General features: G+C 71.1%; 13 protein-coding genes and 1 pseudogene. 10 read left to right on the top strand and 4 right to left on the bottom strand.

The genetic code is table 11. From position 1 onward, the window contains the following. Positions 1–94 (bottom strand): annotated as a pseudogene (locus AB0M20_RS04820) (replication initiation protein); the annotation flags it as partial. Positions 95–234: 140 nt separating this feature from the next. On the opposite strand from AB0M20_RS04820, the gene AB0M20_RS04815 reads away from it, so the two are divergent. Next, entirely contained in the window at positions 235–1,815 is a 1,581-nt protein-coding gene (locus tag AB0M20_RS04815; protein ID WP_364293804.1) for a lysyl oxidase family protein, read from the top strand. Between the two features lie 3 nt (positions 1,816–1,818). Here AB0M20_RS04815 and AB0M20_RS04810 read toward each other — a convergent pair whose 3' ends face one another. Beyond that, complete coding sequence (locus tag AB0M20_RS04810; RefSeq protein WP_364293801.1) at positions 1,819–3,588, bottom strand: hydrogenase maturation protein; 1,770 nt, start codon at positions 3,586–3,588, stop codon at positions 1,819–1,821. Between the two features lie 185 nt (positions 3,589–3,773). Here AB0M20_RS04810 and mfd point away from each other — a divergent pair, with 185 nt between their 5' ends. Genes mfd through AB0M20_RS04790 form a run of 4 tightly spaced genes read left to right on the top strand, consistent with a single transcriptional unit; the run spans position 3,774 to position 10,802 of the window. Continuing rightward, a complete protein-coding gene (gene mfd / locus AB0M20_RS04805) occupies positions 3,774–7,388 on the top strand; it encodes a transcription-repair coupling factor (protein ID WP_364293798.1) in 3,615 nt (1,204 codons plus the stop codon). A gap of 56 nt (positions 7,389–7,444) precedes the next feature. Next, entirely contained in the window at positions 7,445–8,212 is a 768-nt protein-coding gene (locus AB0M20_RS04800; protein WP_364293795.1) for a hypothetical protein, read from the top strand. Continuing rightward, positions 8,213–9,154, top strand: coding sequence for a MazG family protein (locus tag AB0M20_RS04795; protein ID WP_364293792.1), 942 nt, complete (start codon positions 8,213–8,215; stop codon positions 9,152–9,154). A 37-nt stretch (positions 9,155–9,191) separates the two neighbouring features. Then, entirely contained in the window at positions 9,192–10,802 is a 1,611-nt protein-coding gene (locus tag AB0M20_RS04790) for a DUF885 domain-containing protein (RefSeq protein WP_364293789.1), read from the top strand. 59 nt (positions 10,803–10,861) lie between these two features. Here the strand turns inward: AB0M20_RS04790 and AB0M20_RS04785 are convergent, their stop codons facing one another. Both AB0M20_RS04785 and AB0M20_RS04780 read right to left on the bottom strand, forming a co-directional pair. After that, positions 10,862–11,551, bottom strand: a complete 690-nt coding sequence (locus AB0M20_RS04785) for a hypothetical protein (RefSeq protein WP_364293786.1) — start codon at positions 11,549–11,551, stop codon at positions 10,862–10,864. A 139-nt stretch (positions 11,552–11,690) separates the two neighbouring features. Next, complete coding sequence (locus AB0M20_RS04780) at positions 11,691–12,296, bottom strand: PilZ domain-containing protein (protein ID WP_364293783.1); 606 nt, start codon at positions 12,294–12,296, stop codon at positions 11,691–11,693. Between the two features lie 214 nt (positions 12,297–12,510). Between AB0M20_RS04780 and eno the strand changes: the two genes are divergently transcribed. The 5 genes from eno (at position 12,511) to AB0M20_RS04755 (ending at position 16,329) form a co-directional block, all read left to right on the top strand. Continuing rightward, positions 12,511–13,794, top strand: coding sequence for a phosphopyruvate hydratase (gene eno / locus AB0M20_RS04775; RefSeq protein ID WP_364293780.1), 1,284 nt, complete (start codon positions 12,511–12,513; stop codon positions 13,792–13,794). Positions 13,795–13,902: 108 nt separating this feature from the next. After that, on the top strand, positions 13,903–14,481 hold the full coding sequence (locus tag AB0M20_RS04770) for a septum formation initiator family protein (protein ID WP_364293777.1): 579 nt from the start codon (positions 13,903–13,905) through the stop codon (positions 14,479–14,481). A gap of 2 nt (positions 14,482–14,483) precedes the next feature. Continuing rightward, positions 14,484–14,954, top strand: a complete 471-nt coding sequence (locus tag AB0M20_RS04765; RefSeq protein WP_364293774.1) for a DUF501 domain-containing protein — start codon at positions 14,484–14,486, stop codon at positions 14,952–14,954. A gap of 14 nt (positions 14,955–14,968) precedes the next feature. Then, positions 14,969–15,442, top strand: coding sequence for an amino-acid N-acetyltransferase (locus AB0M20_RS04760; RefSeq protein ID WP_364293771.1), 474 nt, complete (start codon positions 14,969–14,971; stop codon positions 15,440–15,442). Next, a complete protein-coding gene (locus AB0M20_RS04755; RefSeq protein ID WP_364293769.1) occupies positions 15,439–16,329 on the top strand; it encodes a Ppx/GppA phosphatase family protein in 891 nt (296 codons plus the stop codon). Before AB0M20_RS04760 ends, AB0M20_RS04755 begins: the two co-directional genes overlap by 4 nt. Positions 16,330–16,375 lie beyond the last annotated feature (46 nt).

Genomic DNA, 16,375 nt, shown 5'->3' with positions numbered 1-16,375 from the left:
TTTTAAGTTCAATTTCTACACGCCATAAATGCTTAGACATAACTTCAACATCTGCATTATCTTTACGCTCTTGCTTTTTATTATAAATTCTAATACCCTCGAGGTTCCGCCGGTGCACGGCATCGTCGGCTGACCTCGAATTCCTGAGCGGCGGGGCTCCCACCAGAGGGCGGTGGGGCCCCGCCTCGCGTTCTGAATTGCTATGGTGACCCACCGCAACATCGAGGGGGATCCATGAAAAGGATGTTGAGTGCCTTCCTAATTCCCGCCCTGGTCCTGACCGGCGCCGCTCCCGCCGCGGCCGAGGAACCGCCGACTCTCGCCTTCCGGGCCGCTTCGCACGACGTGGTGGTGAACCGCTACGTCGATCCATTCGGCGTCTACCTGGAGTTCGACCTCGGGGTGAGCCTGATCGCCGGGCGCGATGCCGTCGAGATCCGCGCCAAGCGGCGGACCTACGCCGACCCGATCACCGCGCAGCAGATTCTCATCAGCCCGGACGGGCAACGTCACGTCACCGATCTGCCGGCCGGCTTCGTCAGCTCGTTCGACGGCTTCTCGGACTTCACTTCCATAACGATTCGCGACACGGCCGGGGCGGTGCTCCGGGACTACACCACGCCGTGGTGCCCGAACTCCTACAACTCGGTGCGGACCCGGCCGGACGCGCCGGCCACCACGCCGTACCCGCAGGACTGCGGCTGGCTCGGCAACCCCTTCTACATCGGATCGGTCTGGGGGGTCCAGGCCGGCTGGAACGCACCGATCGGGACCGAGCCGCCCTGGGCGGGGGAGCCGTTCGATCTGCAGCCCGGTGACTACCGGATCAACGTGCGGCTGAACGACAAGTACCGCGAGTGGCTGGACGTGTCCGAAGAGGACGCGACCGTCGAGCTCAACGTGCGCGTCGTCAACCGTGAGTGGGGCACGCCCGCGAGGGCGCCGCAGGCGAACAAGCGCGCGACTGGGCATGCCGCCCAGCACGCCGCCCAGCACGCCGCCGAGGGCGACGCGCAGCACCAGGTCGCGGCGTTCGACCCGGAGTTCCGGCCGCCGGCCAAGGTGCCCGCGACGTTGCCGGCCGTTCCGGCCGGGCCCAAGCCGGACCTGCGTTCGCTGCCGGCCTGGGCGATCGTGCTCGATCCGCAGCCCGACGGCCGGACGTACGTGGCCTTCTCCGCCACGGTCTGGAACGGCGGGACGTCCAAGGTGCAGGTGGACGGGTTCCGCCGCACCGGCGAGGACCTGATGGACGCGTACCAGTACTTCTACGACGCCGCGGGCAACGAGGTCGGCTCGATGAAGGTCGGCACGATGGAGTGGGACGCGCGCGAGGGTCACCTGCACTGGCACTTCACCGACTTCGCGCAGTACAACCTGCTGACCGCCGACAAGCAGCTCGCCGTGCGCTCCAGCAAGGAGGCGTTCTGCCTGGCCAACACCGACCCGGTGGACTACACGCTGCCGAACGCCAAGTGGCGGCCCACGAACACCGACCTCACCAGTTCGTGCGGCGGGAACAGTGCGGTGGCCGTGCGCGAAGTGATGGACATCGGCAACGGCGACACCTACATGCAGTATCTGCCGGGGCAGTCGTTCGACATCACGGACGTGCCGAACGGCACGTACTGGATCGAGGTGCTGGCCAACCCCGATCGCAAGCTCGCCGAGACGCGGACCGGCAACAACTCGGCACTCCGCAAGATCATCGTCGGCGGCACGCCCGGCGGAGAGCGGACCCTGCGGGTGCCCGCCCTCCACGGCCTCGACCCGGGGCCGATCGGGCCGCCGAGCGCGCAGACCGTCAGGCGTTGACCGTCAGGCGTTGACCGGGACCGCCGGCCGGATCTCCGGCCGGCGGTTGCGGGGCCGGGCGATCGGTTTCGCCTCGGCGGTCGTGAGCCGCAACCGGTCCGGGGTGGACTCGGCACGCTTCTTCATGACGAAAGCGTGCCGGGCCGCGGCGAACCCGGACCGGTCGGCCCACATGTCGCGGCTCATCTCGGCCAGCTCGCGCATCTCGTAGACGTCGAGCGGAACCCGTTCGGCGGCGAGCCGGCGGGCCTTCGCGGAGCGCCGGGCCCGGGCCGCGCGGGGATCGGACAGGCCGTCGGCGAGGGCGGCCAGCCAATCGGCGTACGCGTCGGGATGCCGCGGGCCGACCTCGTCGACCAGGCCCAGGGCCGCCGCACGGTCGGCGCTGATCGGCAGCTTGTCGTCGATCAGCCGCTGGGCCACCTCCGGGCCGACCCGCCGCGGCAGCGTGAAGGTGTGCAGCTCGGAGCCGTAGAGCCCCATGTCGTAATACGGGTTCAGCACGATCCCGGACCGGGCGGCGACCACGTCGGCGCCGAGCCCGAGCATCACGCCGCCGGCGCCGGCGCTGCCCGCGTACCCGGCGATCACGAGCTGCCGGGTGCACCGGATGATCTCCCGGCACACCTCGTTGATCGCCCGGATGTTCGCCCAGGCGGCACCGGCCGGGTCGGTCGCGGCCTCGATCACATTCAGGTGGATGCCGTTGCTGAACGCGTCCGCTCCGCTGCGCAACACCAGCACCTCGGTGTCCTGCGCGGCGGCGTGCCGCAGCCCGGCGAGCAGGCGCCGGCAGTGCCCGGTGCTCATCGCTCCGTTGTAGAGATCGAAGTGCAGCCACCCGACCCGGCCGGTGCGGCGATAGCGGATCTGCCGGTACGCGGCGGGCGACTCGGGCTCCACCCCGGGCGGCAGCGGCGAATCCGGCACGTCCCGCAGCCGCTTGCCGAGCAGGTGCGTGGCGGGCAGCTTGATGCCCCGCTCGTTGATCTGCCGGCCGGCGTCCCGGAGGTGGCCCAGCCAGACGCTGCCGTCGCCCGTGCCGACCAGCACCGCGCCCTGACGCCGCCGGGCGATGACGCCGGGCTTGCCGACGCGGGCCGGCCCGAAGTGCGCGTCGTAGGCGAAGACCTCGAGGCCGGCGAGTTCGGTGCGTACGCCCGGCGCGCCGTCCGCGGCGCGGATCCGCCGGACGATGCTCTCGCTGGAGTCCGCCCAGTCGAAAGCCCGGTCGTCCTGGCGCATCAGGGGCCGCAGCTTCGTGCCCGGCACCTCAGTAGGCATGTCGTCCGTGGGCACCGGCCGGAATTCGGGGTCCGCGGCCTTGACCAGCACCTCGGCGACGCATTCCAGGGCGGCGTCGGCCACCGGGCCGTTGTAGAGCGACGACTTGCGCGGCGGCGCGGGCGGAAGGGAGAAGGTACGGGTGGCCCAGATCGGCCCGGCGTCCATCTCCTCGACGGCCTGCAGCGCGGTGACGCCCCAGCGCCGGGCGCCGTCGGCGATGGCCCAGTCCAGCGACGAGGGGCCGCGGTCACCGACCGGGCCGGGGTGGATGATCACGGTGCGCCAGTTGCGCCACACCTCGGCCGGCACCCGGTCCTTGAGGAAGGGGCAGAGAATCAGATCGGGCCGGGCCCTCCGGACGCCGTCGATCATGTCCTGCGGGCTCGTGGCAAGCAGGACGCCGACGTCGTGACCGGTCTCCTTGAGGGCGCACCAGACCCGTTGGCTGAGCCCGTTGAACGCCGAAACCAGCAGCAGCACCCGCACTCTGAGACCCTCCCCGCATCCGTGATGGGGAGTCTTAGGCAGTCATCGACTGTTATGTCGGACTTATTGTCCGTCGGAATCGTCCGACCAGCTTCTGTCACAGGGGCGGACTAAGCTTGGGGTCGCAACCCCCCGTCCGTTCCGGGCGCGGGGCTGTTCGCCGTGCCGTTCCTCAAGGAGCTCCCGTGCAACTGTCCGGTCTGATCCCGGCCGCCCTGCGCGACCGTGGGCTTGCCCGCGCCCGCGACCTCGCCCGCAAGGGCGGGGCCGACTCCGACGCCCTCGACCTCACCGCGCCCGCCGCGCTGCGCCCGTTTGTGGTCGCCGCGGTCTCCGCGCCCGCCGAGGCGGGCGGGGCGGGCCGTCCGGTGCTGGCTGTCACCGCCACCAGCCGCGAGGCCGACGATCTCGCCGACGCGCTGGGCTGCCTGGTCGACGCGGCCCGGGTGGCGGTGTTCCCGTCCTGGGAGACGCTGCCGCACGAGCGCCTGTCGCCGCGGTCCGACACGGTCGGGCGCCGGCTCGCCGTGCTGCGCCGACTCGCGCACCCGGGCGAGCAGCCCCTGCAGGTCGTCGTCGCGCCGGTGCGCAGCCTGCTGCAGCCGCAGCTCAAGGGCCTCGGCGACCTCGAGCCGGTGGAGCTCACCACGGGCGGCGAGGCGGAGCTCGAGGGGGTCGCGCGCCGGCTCATCGACATGGCCTACGCACGGGTCGACCTGGTCACCAAGCGCGGCGAGTTCGCGGTTCGCGGCGGCATCCTCGACGTGTTCCCGCCCACCGACGAGCACCCGTCGCGGGTCGAGTTCTGGGGCGACGAGATCGAGGAGATCCGCACCTTCTCGGTGGCCGACCAGCGGACCATCGACCAGGTCGAGCGGCTGTGGGCGCCGCCGTGCCGTGAGTTGCTGCTCACGCCCGAGGTGCGTACCCGTGCCTTCGAACTCTCCGTCGAGCACCCGGAGCTGTCCGAGATCCTCGACAAGCTCTCCGACGGGATCCCGGTCGAGGGCATGGAGTCGCTCGCGCCGGCGCTGCTGCAGGGCACCGACAGCATGGAGTTGCTGATCGACTGCATGCCGGCCGGTACGCATGTGCTGCTCTGTGATCCCGAGCGGATCCGCACGCGGGCGCACGACCTGACCCGCACCTCCAACGAGTTCCTCGAGGCCTCCTGGGCCGCCGCGGCGGTCGGTGGCCAGGCGCCGATCGACGTCGGCGCCGCCGCGTTCCGCACGCTCGCTGATGTGCGGGCGCATGCCGCGACACTGCGCCAGCCGTGGTGGACCGTGTCGCCGTTCGGCCTGGCCGACGTCGAGCCGGAGAAAGCGAACGAGACGCCCTGGCTGGAGGATGCGCCGGTCGAGGTCTCACCGGACCTCGGCGACGCCGTCGCGGTGTCCGCCCAGCAGGTGCCGCTCTATCACGGTGACACCGCCCGGCTGGCCTCCGACCTGGCCGGTTGGGTGGGCGCCGGCTGGGCCGTCGCGCTGGTCTTCGAGGGGCACGGCACCGCGCAGCGCGCCACCGAGCTGCTGCGCGACGCGGGCCTCGGGGTGACCCCGGTGGACAGCATCCCGGCCTCCATCGAGCCGGGGCAGCTCCTGGTCACCTGCGGCGGGCTCAACCACGGTTTCGTCGACGACGCCGCGCAGCTCGCCGTGATCACCGGCAACGACATCTCCGGCGGCCGTGGCGCGTCCACGAAGGACATGCGCAAGATGCCGTCCCGGCGGCGCAACACGATCGACCCGCTCGAGCTCAAGGCCGGCGACCACGTGGTGCACGAGCAGCACGGCATCGGCCGCTACGTCGAGCTGGTCCAGCGCGTGGTGAACGGCGCCGAGCGCGAATATCTGGTGATCGAGTACGCCGCGTCGAAACGCGGCCAGCCCGGCGACCGGCTCTTCGTGCCGACCGACCAGCTCGACCAGCTGTCCCGCTACGTCGGTGGCGAGTCGCCGTCGCTGCACAAGATGGGCGGCTCCGACTGGCAGAAGAGCAAGGCGCGGGCACGTAAGGCGGTGCGCGAGATCGCCGCGCAGCTGATCCAGCTGTACGCGGCTCGGCAGGCCTCGCAGGGCCACGCGTTCGGGCCGGACTCCCCGTGGCAGCGCGAGCTGGAGGACGCCTTTCCCTTCACCGAGACGCCCGACCAGATGGCGGCCATCGACGAGGTGAAGGGCGACATGGAACGCCCGGTCCCGATGGACAGGCTGATCTGCGGCGACGTCGGATACGGCAAGACCGAGATCGCGGTGCGGGCGGCGTTCAAGGCGGTGCAGGACGGCAAGCAGGTCGCCATTCTGGTGCCCACCACGCTGCTCGCCCAGCAGCACTTCAACACGTTCACCGAGCGGATGGGCCAGTTCCCGGTCAACATCAAGCAGCTGTCGCGCTTCCAGACGCCGCGCGAGGCGGCGCTCACCCTTGAGGAGGCGTCGGCCGGCACCGCCGACATCGTCATCGGCACGCACCGGCTGCTGGCCAACTCGACGAAGTTCAAGAACCTCGGCCTGATCATCGTGGACGAGGAGCAGCGCTTCGGCGTCGAGCACAAGGAGCAGCTCAAGGCGCTGCGGGCGTCGGTGGACGTGCTGACCATGTCGGCCACCCCGATCCCGCGGACGCTGGAGATGGCGATCACCGGCATCCGCGAGATGTCCACGATCGCGACGCCGCCGGAGGAGCGCCACCCGGTGCTGACCTTCGTGGGAGGGTACGACGAGAAGCAGGTGGCCGCCGCCATCCACCGTGAGCTGCTGCGCGACGGCCAGGTCTTCTACCTGCACAACCGGGTCGAGTCGATCGAGAGGGCGGCGCGCCGGCTGCGCGAGCTGGTGCCCGAGGCGCGGGTCGCGGTGGCGCACGGGCAGATGGGCGAAGAGGCCCTCGAGAAGGTCATGGTCGGCTTCTGGGAGAAGGAGTTCGACGTGCTGGTCTGCACGACCATCGTGGAGTCCGGCATCGACATCCCGAACGCGAACACGCTGATCGTCGAGCGCGCCGACCTGCTCGGGCTGGCGCAGCTGCACCAGATCCGCGGCCGGGTGGGCCGGGGGCGCGAGCGCGCGTACTCGTACTTCCTCTACCCGCGCGAGAAGCCGCTGACCGAGCAGGCGCACGAGCGTCTGGCCACCATCGCGCAGCACACCGAGCTGGGCGCCGGCATGTATGTGGCGATGAAGGACCTGGAGATCCGCGGCGCGGGCAACCTGCTCGGCGGCGAGCAGTCCGGCCACATCGAGGGCGTCGGCTTCGACCTCTACGTGCGGATGGTCGGCGAGGCGGTGCAGGCCTTCAAGGGCGAGCGTCCCGAGGAGGAGGCCGAGGTCAAGATCGACCTGCCGGTGGACGCGCACCTGCCGACCGAGTACATCAACGTGGAGCGGCTGCGCCTGGAGATGTACCGCAAGCTCGCCGAGTCGCGTGATGCGGCGCGGCTGGACGAGGTGGTCGCCGAGATGACCGACCGGTACGGCGAGCCGCCCGCGCCGGTGGCGAACCTGATCGCGGTGGCCCGCTTCCGGCTGCTGGCCCGGGCGTACGGGCTGACCGACGTCTCGGTGCAGGGCAAGCATCTGCGGTTCTCGCCGCTGCCGCTGCCCGACTCCAAGCAGATGCGGCTCAAGCGGTACCACCCGGACTCCGTCTACAAGCCCGCGAACGACCAGGTCAGCGTGCCGCGGCCGCAGACCCGCCGGGTGGGCGGCGAGCCGCTGCGCGACCAGGCGCTGCTGCAGTGGTGCGCGCAGTTGCTGAAGGACGTGCTGGGTGACGTGCCCGCCGCGGTGCCCGCATGATCCCGATCACGGGGGTCGGCGGCGTGCGGAGGCGGGCACGTGAGAGAGTCAACGGCATGCAGCGTGCTCGCCGTCTCGCCTCTGTTGCCGTGGCCGCCTGCCTGACCGTGGGTGGCCTCTCCGCGTGCCAGCGGGAGCCCGACGTGGCGATCTACTGGGGATCGGGGTCGAAGACCACGATCGCCGAGGTGCAGCGCATCTACGACGACGCGCGCACCAAGCTGGAGACCCAGCAGGGCGCCGCCGGGCAGACCGGCGCCCAGACCGGCGCCTCGGCCGCGGCGCTCGGCCCCGTCCAGGTGCCGATCAGCGGTCCCGATGTCGTGAGCGTGCTGGTCAGCCGCGAGATCGGCAACCGGCTGGCGCAGGCGGCCCAGGTCACCATTCCCAACCCGCTGCCGCTCGCCGAGGTGGGTCAGGCGCTGGCGCTGCCCGCCGACGCGGAGTACGTCAAGCTCTACGCCGAGAGCCGGCTGCTGTTCGCCGCGCTGCTGGACAAGGCGGCGCCCGGCCAGGCCACCGACGCCGACATCCGGCACATCTTCGACATCTTCGAGGCCACCGGCGCGATGCAGCCGGGGGTCACCTACGAGCAGTTCAAGGGCGGCGTCTCGCCCGAGGCGATCGCGGCGCTCGGCAAGGCGATCACCCTCAAGCAGCAGGCCCAGGCGCAGGTCGACCAGCTCGGGGTGCGGGTCAACCCGCGGTACGGCACTTCCGAGGTCCCGGTCTTCACCGAGAACGGCCCGGACAACAAGCCGCTCTCCCTGGTCTCCGTCCCGCTCACCGAGGCGGACGCGTCGCCGGTGCTCGACGCCTCGTAGATGGGCGGGCGCATCGTCCTGCTGGTCACCTCGCCGAGGTTGCCCGCCGGCTTGCTGACCGCGTCGGCGTGGGACGTGCTGCGCGCCCACCCGGTCCTCGCGGCCGCCGAGTCGGCCCAGGCCGCGGCGCTGCGCACGGTGGGGGTGCCGGTCACGGTGGTCGAAGCCGACCCCGAGCTTCTGGTCCGCGAACTCGCCACGCACGACACCGTCGTCTGGCTCGCCGGGCCGGCCGGTGACCAGGACTTCGCCCGGCAGCTCGGGCTGCGCCTGGCCCGCGAGCCTCAGCTGGCCGAGCTCGAGCTGATGTACGGCTCGTGGGACCCGCCCGGCGCCCGGCTGCTCGACGCGGTGGCCGTGATGGACCGGCTGGCGTCGCCCGGCGGTGACCCGTGGAAGCTGCAGCAGACCCATCGGAGCCTCGCGCAGTATCTGCTCGAGGAGAGCTACGAGGCGTACGACGCGATCGCGGCGGGGGACCTGGACGCGCTGCGGGAAGAGCTCGGGGACGTGCTGCTGCAGGTGGTGCTGCACGCGCGGCTGGCCGAGAACCTGGACGAGGAGTCCCGGTGGTCGGTCGACGACGTGGCGGCCGGGCTGGTCGACAAGATGGTGCGGCGCAACCCGCACGTGTTCGCGGGGGAGAGCGTCGACTCGGTCGAGGCGATCATCGAGAACTGGGAACGGATCAAGAAGCAGGAGAAGGCGCGGGACTCGGTGCTCGACGGAGTGGCGCTGAGTCAGCCGGCGCTGGCGCTGGCGGCGAAGATCCTGCAACGGGCCGAACGCGCCGGGGTGCACGTACCCCTGCCTGATGGTTCTGACCTCGGATCCGCGCTCCTGCGGCGGGTGGCCGACGCGCGCGCCGCCGGTGAGGACGCCGAGGACGCATTGCGCCGGGCCGTGCTCGCCTACGCGGAAGCCGTGCGCGCGGCCGAGTAGGGCCGTTTTTGTCGTAGCGGCCGGGTAGTTTGCTGGGATGCCCGACTTCGTGATCACCGCCGAGCGGATCGTCGAGGCGATGCTGGAGAGCTCTCCGCATCTGGCGGCCGGCGTCGGCGACCACCGTTTCGACGACCGGCTGCCCGACCTGTCGCCCGGCGCGGTGGCCGCCGATGAGGCGATGCTGCGTGAGGCCGCCGACGCGCTGGCCGGCATCGACCCCGACGCGCTCGATGCGGAGGACCAGGTCGACCACGCGATCCTGTCGGCCCGGGTGGAGCGTGCGCTGTTCGAGATGGCCGACGTTCGCGAGCATGAGTGGAACCCGTTGCGGCACAACCCCGGCCCGCTGCTGCACGCGCTGATCGCGCGGCCGTTTGCGCCGGCCGACGAGCGGCTGACCAGCCTCGGCGGGCGGCTCGCGGCGATTCCGGACGCGCTGGCCACGGCCCGGGCGGTGCTGCGCGACGTCCCCAAGATTCACACCGAGACGGCGATCGGGCAGTTCGCCGGGGTGGCCGCGCTGATCCGCGACGAGGTGCCGCGGCTGATCGAGGAGGAGCCGACGCTGCGCTCCGCGGTGGAGCCGGCCGCGGCCGCCGCGCTGGCCGCGCTGAGCGAGTTCGACGCCTGGCTGCGCGACGGGCTCGACTCACCGGGGCGCGACCCGAGGCTCGGCCGGCGGCTGTGGGAGGCCCGGTTGTGGCACACGCTCGACACCGAGCTGTCCGCCGCCGAGGTCCTCTCCCGGGCGCAGCACAACGTGGTCGAGGCGGGCGCCGAGCTGCGCGAGCTGGCGGCCGAGTTCCTGGGCGGTTCCCGGGACGGTGACGTCGTCCGCGAGGCGCTGGGCCGGCTCGCCGACGACCACCCCGACAGCTCCTCCATCGTGGACCTGGCCCGGCTCACGCTCGACGAGGCGACCGCGTTCGTCCGCTCGCACGATCTGATGACGGTGCTCGACGACCCGTGCGTCATCGAGGAGATGCCGCCGTTCGCCCGCGGTGTGGCGGTGGCCTATTGCGATGCGCCCGGCGCCTTCGAGGACGCTTCGATGCCGACGTTCTACTGCATCGCGCCGGCGCCCGCCGATTGGCCGGCCGAGCGGGTCGAGTCGCTCTATCGGGAGTACAACAACCACATGCTGCGCGACCTGACGGTGCACGAGGCGATGCCCGGGCACTTCCTGCAGCTGGCCCACGCGCGGCGGTTCCGGGGGCGGACCAGGGTGCGAGCACTGGGCTGGTCGGGGCCCTTCGTTGAGGGCTGGGCGGTGTATGCCGAGGAGCTGATGGCCGGGCTGCGCTTCGGCGGGCTGCCGGTGAAGTTGCAGCAGCTGAAGATGCAGCTGCGGATGAGCCTGAATGCGATCCTCGACCAGGCGGCGCACTGCTCGGACATGCCGGAGTCGGAGGCGATGGCGCTGCTGACCGGCACGGGCTATCAGGAGGTCGGTGAGGCGGCCGGGAAGTGGCGGCGGGCGTTGCTGACGTCGACGCAGCTCTCGACGTATTTCGTCGGCTATTCGGAGGTGTCGGCGATCGCGGCGGCGCGGCCGTTCGGTGCGACGCCGAAGGCATGGCACGACGCGATGCTGGCCCACGGCTCCCCGCCGCCACGTCACTTGCGCACCCTCCTGGGCGTGTGATCGCGTGCCCTCCGCCGAGTTCGCCGATCTGAGGTGACGGGCAAAGGCCGCGGGTGAGGTCAGGCCGGCTTGCGCTTGTCGGTGACCTTCGCGCCTGGCGGTGTGGTGAAGGCGCCGGCCGGGGCCGAGGGCTCGTAACCCGTCAGGGTCATGTCGATCTCCGCGCCGGTCACCGTGCCCTTGAAGGTGCCCAGCACGCCGTCGCTGGTCACACACACGGTGAAGTTGCGGGCGCTCGCGTCGTCGACGCCCCCCAGGTCGAGGCAGGTGGCGTGGTGACCGGCCAGCGTCGTGTCGTGCGGCGTGACCGTCACCGCGGTGTCCAGCGCGGCCGTGTCGAGCAGGGCGATCACCGTGGCCGGGGCGATCATGCCGGTCTGCTGCGCGGCGGCGAAGGTCCCGGCCGGCAGGCGGGCGCCGCCACCGGGCGGCGCCGTGACGGTGCAGGCGCCGGCGCTGCAGGCGGTGGTCGCCTTGTCGGTGAGCAGGAGCCGGCCCGAGGGGTACTCGAACGAGGTACGCGGCGGGTTCTGCGCCTGGGTCACCGTGGCGTCGCCGCCGCCGGCCAGATGATAGGCAGCGGTGTAGGTCAGCGTGTTCGATGCGGAGAGCTGGGTGACCATCTGGGAGACCAGGTTGTTGCTGGCTATGCCCTTGGCGGAGGCCGCCTCCTCGAGGTCACCGCACCCGGCGAGCAGCAGCAGACCGGTCAGCAGACCGGCGGCGGCGCGGCTTCGGGTGGCGGGCACGACGACCACCTAAGCCGATGAGCGCAAGCCCGCGCAAACCGAATACCGCACCATCAACCGTGGCTGTGCTGTTACCGGCCGCTGAGCCTTCGGCTAGGGCGGAGAATCCGAGCCCCTTCGGGGCTGTGCTGTCGCCGGGTCAGCGGGTGCGGGCCAGGAGCTGCTGGCGGAAGACGTAGCGGCGGATGATGCGCGCCTGGGGCTCGCCCGGGTCCAGGGTGGCGACCACCTCCACCGACATCGGGCCGCGCTGTGGCAGCGACTGCCGCAGCGACGCGACCTTGACGGTCACCGCGGCCACCTCGATGACCTCGTCGCCCAGCTGAATTCGAAGGCGGATCCGATCGCCGGCGACGAGCTCCACGTCGGTGAAGTGCGCCCGCACGCCCTGCTCGCTGATGTCGCGGATCCAGCCCAGCACGTCGGGGCAGCCCGGCCGCAGCAGCAGCACCTGCTCACCGCCGCCGCCGCGGACGAAGTTGCGATGCTGCTCGATCTCGGCCGGCCCGTCCGGCGACACCAGGACGCGGCTCTCCTCCACCTCGATCACCGTCGCCGCCAGCGCGTACCGCCCGCGCATCCCGGCCGGCCAGCGCAGCGTGACCGTCGCCCCCACGGGCGGCGCGTCCGCGGGTGCCATCGAGAGGATGACCGCCTCGTCGACCACCGGGTCGACCACCCGGATGCCGCACAGCGGCTCCCCGCCGGCGGTCAGCTCGAGCAATGTTCCTGAGGTGGGAAGCATGTCCCTGCAAATCGGCACCGCCCGCCCGGCCCTGAGGGAACGCCGGGCGGGATTGCGGCGCGCGCTGCTCCGGGCGGGAGCGGACCTCGATACGCTCACGGTCGAGGTCACGGCCAGGCCACGAGGTCACGGCCGCGAGGCTGAGGCCGCAGGGTGGCGGCCCCGGAACACCGTGAGATCAGGCAGCACACGAGCACAAGGAGCCACACGACAGATGGCCACCATCGAAGTGATCGTCGCCCGGGAGATCCTGGACTCGAGAGGAAATCCGACCGTCGAGGTCGAGGTCGGGCTGGACGACGGCTCGATCGGCCGCGCCGCGGTCCCGTCCGGGGCGTCCACCGGCGCCTTCGAGGCGATCGAGCTGCGCGACGGCGACAAGGGCCGCTACCTGGGCAAGGGTGTCGAGAAAGCGGTCAGCAACGTCGAGGACCGGCTGGCCGAGGAGCTGGTCGGGTACGAGGCCGACGAGCAGCGCCTCATCGACGAGAAGATGCTCGACCTGGACGGCACGCCGGACAAGTCCGACCTGGGCGCCAACGCGATCCTCGGCGTGTCGCTGGCCGTCGCCAAGGCCGCCGCGGCCTCCGCCGGGCTGCCGCTCTACCGCTACCTGGGCGGCCCCAACGCGCACCTGCTGCCCGTGCCGATGATGAATATCCTCAACGGCGGCGCGCACGCCGACTCGAACGTCGACGTGCAGGAGTTCATGGTGGCGCCGATCGGGGCCGCGACGTTCTCCGAGGCGCTCCGGACCGGCGCGGAGGTCTACCACGCGCTCAAGTCCGTACTCAAGAAGAAGGGTCTGTCCACCGGGCTGGGCGACGAGGGCGGCTTCGCGCCGAACCTGCCGTCGAACGCCTCGGCGCTGGACCTGATCGCCGAGGCCGTGCAGGCCGCCGGCTTCACCCTCGGGACCGACATCGTGTTCGCCATGGATGTGGCGGCCACGGAGTTCCACTCCGACGGCTCGTACGTCTTCGAGGGCTCGCCGAAGTCCACCGAGGAGATGATCAACTACTACGCCAAGCTGGCGGAGACCTACCCGATCGTGTCGATCGAGGACCCGCTGTCCGAGGAGGACTGGGCCGGCTGGTCGGCGCTGACCGCTCAGCTCGGCGACAAGCTGCAGATCGTGGGCGACGACCTCTTCGTGACCAACCCGACCCGCATCGGGCGCGGCATCGCGGAGCGCGCGGCCAACGCCGTGCTCGTCAAGGTCAACCAGATCGGCTCGCTGACCGAGACGCTGGACGCCGTCGACCTCTCGCACCGGTCGGGCTTCCGCACGATGATGAGCCACCGTTCCGGTGAGACGGAGGACACCACGATCGCCGACCTGGCCGTCGCGGTCGGCAGCGGACAGATCAAGACCGGCGCCCCGGCCCGCTCGGACCGGGTGGCCAAGTACAACCAGCTGCTGCGCATCGAGGAGCAGCTGGGCGACGCGGCACGGTACGCCGGAGCGGGTGCGTTCCCGCGTTACCGCACCGCATAGCCCTCGGACGACGGATCATGTGAGTTGTGGCATCGACCTCCCGGGGCATACTTTCTCCGTAGGTGGTGCCGCAACTCCATGACCAGGTGATGCCGGGGGAGGGCAGGGATGACGCAGCGCCGCATGCCGAGCGGCCAGGGTCCGGCACGGCGCCCGGGCCGCGCTTCCCGGCCGACTCAGCGGGTGCGGGTCCGCGACACCGCGTCGACCCGGGTCGAGCCGAGGGCCACCGCCAAGGCGGCCAGGCCGGTCGCGGCTCGCCGGACGGCGGCCACGAAGAGCGCGGTGAAGCGTACGGTCGCCCCGCGTCCCAAGGCGTTCACCGGCCGAGCGGCGGTTCTCGTCGGGCTGCTGGTGGCGCTCGTGCTGGCGTACACGTACCCGGTGCGCACTTACCTCGCGCAGGAGTCCCAGATCGCGAAGATGAAGGCGGCGCAGGACGCCCAGCGTGCGGTGATCGCGGAGAAGGCGCAGGAGGTGGCGAAGTGGCAGGACCCGGTGTATGTCGGGGATCAGGCCCGCGCCCGCCTCTTCTACGTCCGTCCCGGCGAGATCCCCCTGATCGTGTTGAACGACCCCGAGGGCGCCGCCCGCGACGCCGGCAAGACGCCGGCCGCCGCGCCGCCCGACAAGTGGTACGACACGCTGTGGTCCAGCGTCGAAGCAGCCAATACGGAGCCCAAGTAACAGTGGATGACCTTGATGTCGTCGAGGAGCAGCTCGGCCGCCGCCCCCGCGGCGTGGAGAAGGTGGCGCACCGCTGCCCCTGCGGCAACCCGGACGTGGTGGAGACGAAGCCGCGGCTGGATGACGGCACGCCGTTCCCGACGCTGTACTACCTGACCTGCCCGCACGCCACCGCCGCGTGCAGCCGCCTGGAGTCGGCCGGGGTCATGCGGGACATGCAGGAGCGCCTGTCCACCGATCCCGAGCTGGCCGCGCACTACGCCAAGGCGCATGAGGACTACCTGGCGAGACGGAAACAGATCGAGGACGTTCCCGAGATCACCCGGGTAAGCGCCGGCGGCATGCCGGACCGCGTCAAGTGCCTGCACGTCCATCTCGCGCACGCACTGGCGGCGGGCGAAGGGGTCAACCCCTTCGGCGATGAGGTCCGAAAGGCGATCGAGCCGTGGTGGCAGGCCGCGCCGTGCGTGTAGAGATCCGCCGGGCCATGACGAAGGACGTCAAGGCCATCCGGAGACTGGTGGACACCTACACCGAGGACCGCCGGCTGCTCAGCAAGGCAACGGTGACCCTGTATGAAAGCGTGCAGGAGTTCTGGGTCGCGGTGGACGACGAAAGAGTCGTCGGCTGTGGCGCTCTGCACGTGATGTGGGAGGACCTGGCCGAGATCCGGACGGTCGCCGTGGACCCCGAGTTCCGCGGCCAGAAGATCGGCCACCGGATCGTCAGTGAGCTGATCGGCGTCGCGCGGAGCCTGGGCGTGGCCCGCGTCTTCTGCCTCACCTTCGAGACCAGGTTCTTCTCGTCGTTCGGCTTTCAGGAGATCGACGGCGCGCCCGTGCCGCATCCGGTGTACGAGCAGTTGCTGCGCTCGTACGACGAGGGTGTGGCCGAGTTCCTGGGCCTGGAGAGGGTCAAGCCGAACACGTTGGGGAACACGCGAATGCTGTTGCACCTATGAGGGTCGCGGCGATCGACTGCGGCACGAACTCGATCCGGCTGCTGATCTCCGACGAGGGCTCGGACGTCGCCCGGCGGATGGAGATCGTGCGGCTCGGCGAGGGCGTGGACCGCACCGGGAGGCTGTCGGAGCGGGCGATCGAACGTACCCGTCAAGCTCTGCTGGGTTATGCGGCCGAGATCGCGGAGCTGGGCGTCCAGCGGGTGCGGATGGTGGCGACCTCGGCGTCGCGCGACGCGTCCAACGCGGACGACTTCCGCGCGATGGTGAAATCGGTGCTCGGCGTCGCGCCGGAGGTGATCACCGGCGACGAGGAGGCATCGTTGTCCTTCCTCGGCGCGGTGCGCGACCTGACCGGCGGCGACACGAAGCTGGTGGTGGACATCGGCGGCGGGTCGACCGAGTTCATCACCGGTGTGACCGAGGTGGACGCCGCGATCTCCGTCGATATCGGATGCGTGCGGATGACCGAGCGGCACCTGCGCGGTGATCCGCCCACGCCGGCGGAGATCGCCGCGGCCGAGCGCGACATCACGACCGCGGTGGGCAGGGCCCTCGGGGTCGTCGGAAACGGAACGCTGGTCGGCCTCGCCGGGTCGGTCACCACCGTCGCGGCGCTGGCTCTCGACCTGCCCGGGTACGACGCGAGCCGCATCCACCACGCCCGGATCTCCTACGACGACGTGGCCCGCGTGACGGCCGGCCTGTTGCGGATGACCGTCGCGGAGCGGCTGGCGCTCCCGGTGATGCACTCCGGCCGGGCCGACGTGATCGGCGCCGGCGCGCTGATCCTGCGCATCGTCATGGAGCTGGCGCAGCAGGGCGCGGTCATCGCCAGCGAGCACGACATCCTCGACGGGATAGCCGCGGGTCTATCGCGTTCTTGACGGTGTCCACGCACTGCACAGTACTGCGCAGTGCGGAATACCGTCA

The sequence above is a fragment of the Actinoplanes sp. NPDC051633 genome (genome assembly GCF_040681735.1).
GTDB lineage: Bacteria > Actinomycetota > Actinomycetes > Mycobacteriales > Micromonosporaceae > Actinoplanes.
The sequence above is the reverse complement of the archived record's forward strand: the minus strand, read 5'-3'. Positions and strand labels throughout refer to the sequence as shown.

Excerpts from the sequence above, each read along its gene's own strand:
- AB0M20_RS04815 (WP_364293804.1), top strand. The coding sequence starts at position 235 with ATGAAAAGGATGTTGAGTGCCTTCCTAATTCCCGCCCTGGTCCTGACC.
- AB0M20_RS04800 (WP_364293795.1), top strand. The coding sequence starts at position 7,445 with ATGCAGCGTGCTCGCCGTCTCGCCTCTGTTGCCGTGGCCGCCTGCCTG.
- AB0M20_RS04795 (WP_364293792.1), top strand. The coding sequence starts at position 8,213 with ATGGGCGGGCGCATCGTCCTGCTGGTCACCTCGCCGAGGTTGCCCGCC.
- AB0M20_RS04790 (WP_364293789.1), top strand. The coding sequence starts at position 9,192 with ATGCCCGACTTCGTGATCACCGCCGAGCGGATCGTCGAGGCGATGCTG.
- AB0M20_RS04780 (WP_364293783.1), bottom strand. The coding sequence starts at position 12,296 with ATGCTTCCCACCTCAGGAACATTGCTCGAGCTGACCGCCGGCGGGGAG.
- eno (WP_364293780.1), top strand. The coding sequence starts at position 12,511 with ATGGCCACCATCGAAGTGATCGTCGCCCGGGAGATCCTGGACTCGAGA.
- AB0M20_RS04770 (WP_364293777.1), top strand. The coding sequence starts at position 13,903 with ATGACGCAGCGCCGCATGCCGAGCGGCCAGGGTCCGGCACGGCGCCCG.
- AB0M20_RS04760 (WP_364293771.1), top strand. The coding sequence starts at position 14,969 with ATGACGAAGGACGTCAAGGCCATCCGGAGACTGGTGGACACCTACACC.
- AB0M20_RS04755 (WP_364293769.1), top strand. The coding sequence starts at position 15,439 with ATGAGGGTCGCGGCGATCGACTGCGGCACGAACTCGATCCGGCTGCTG.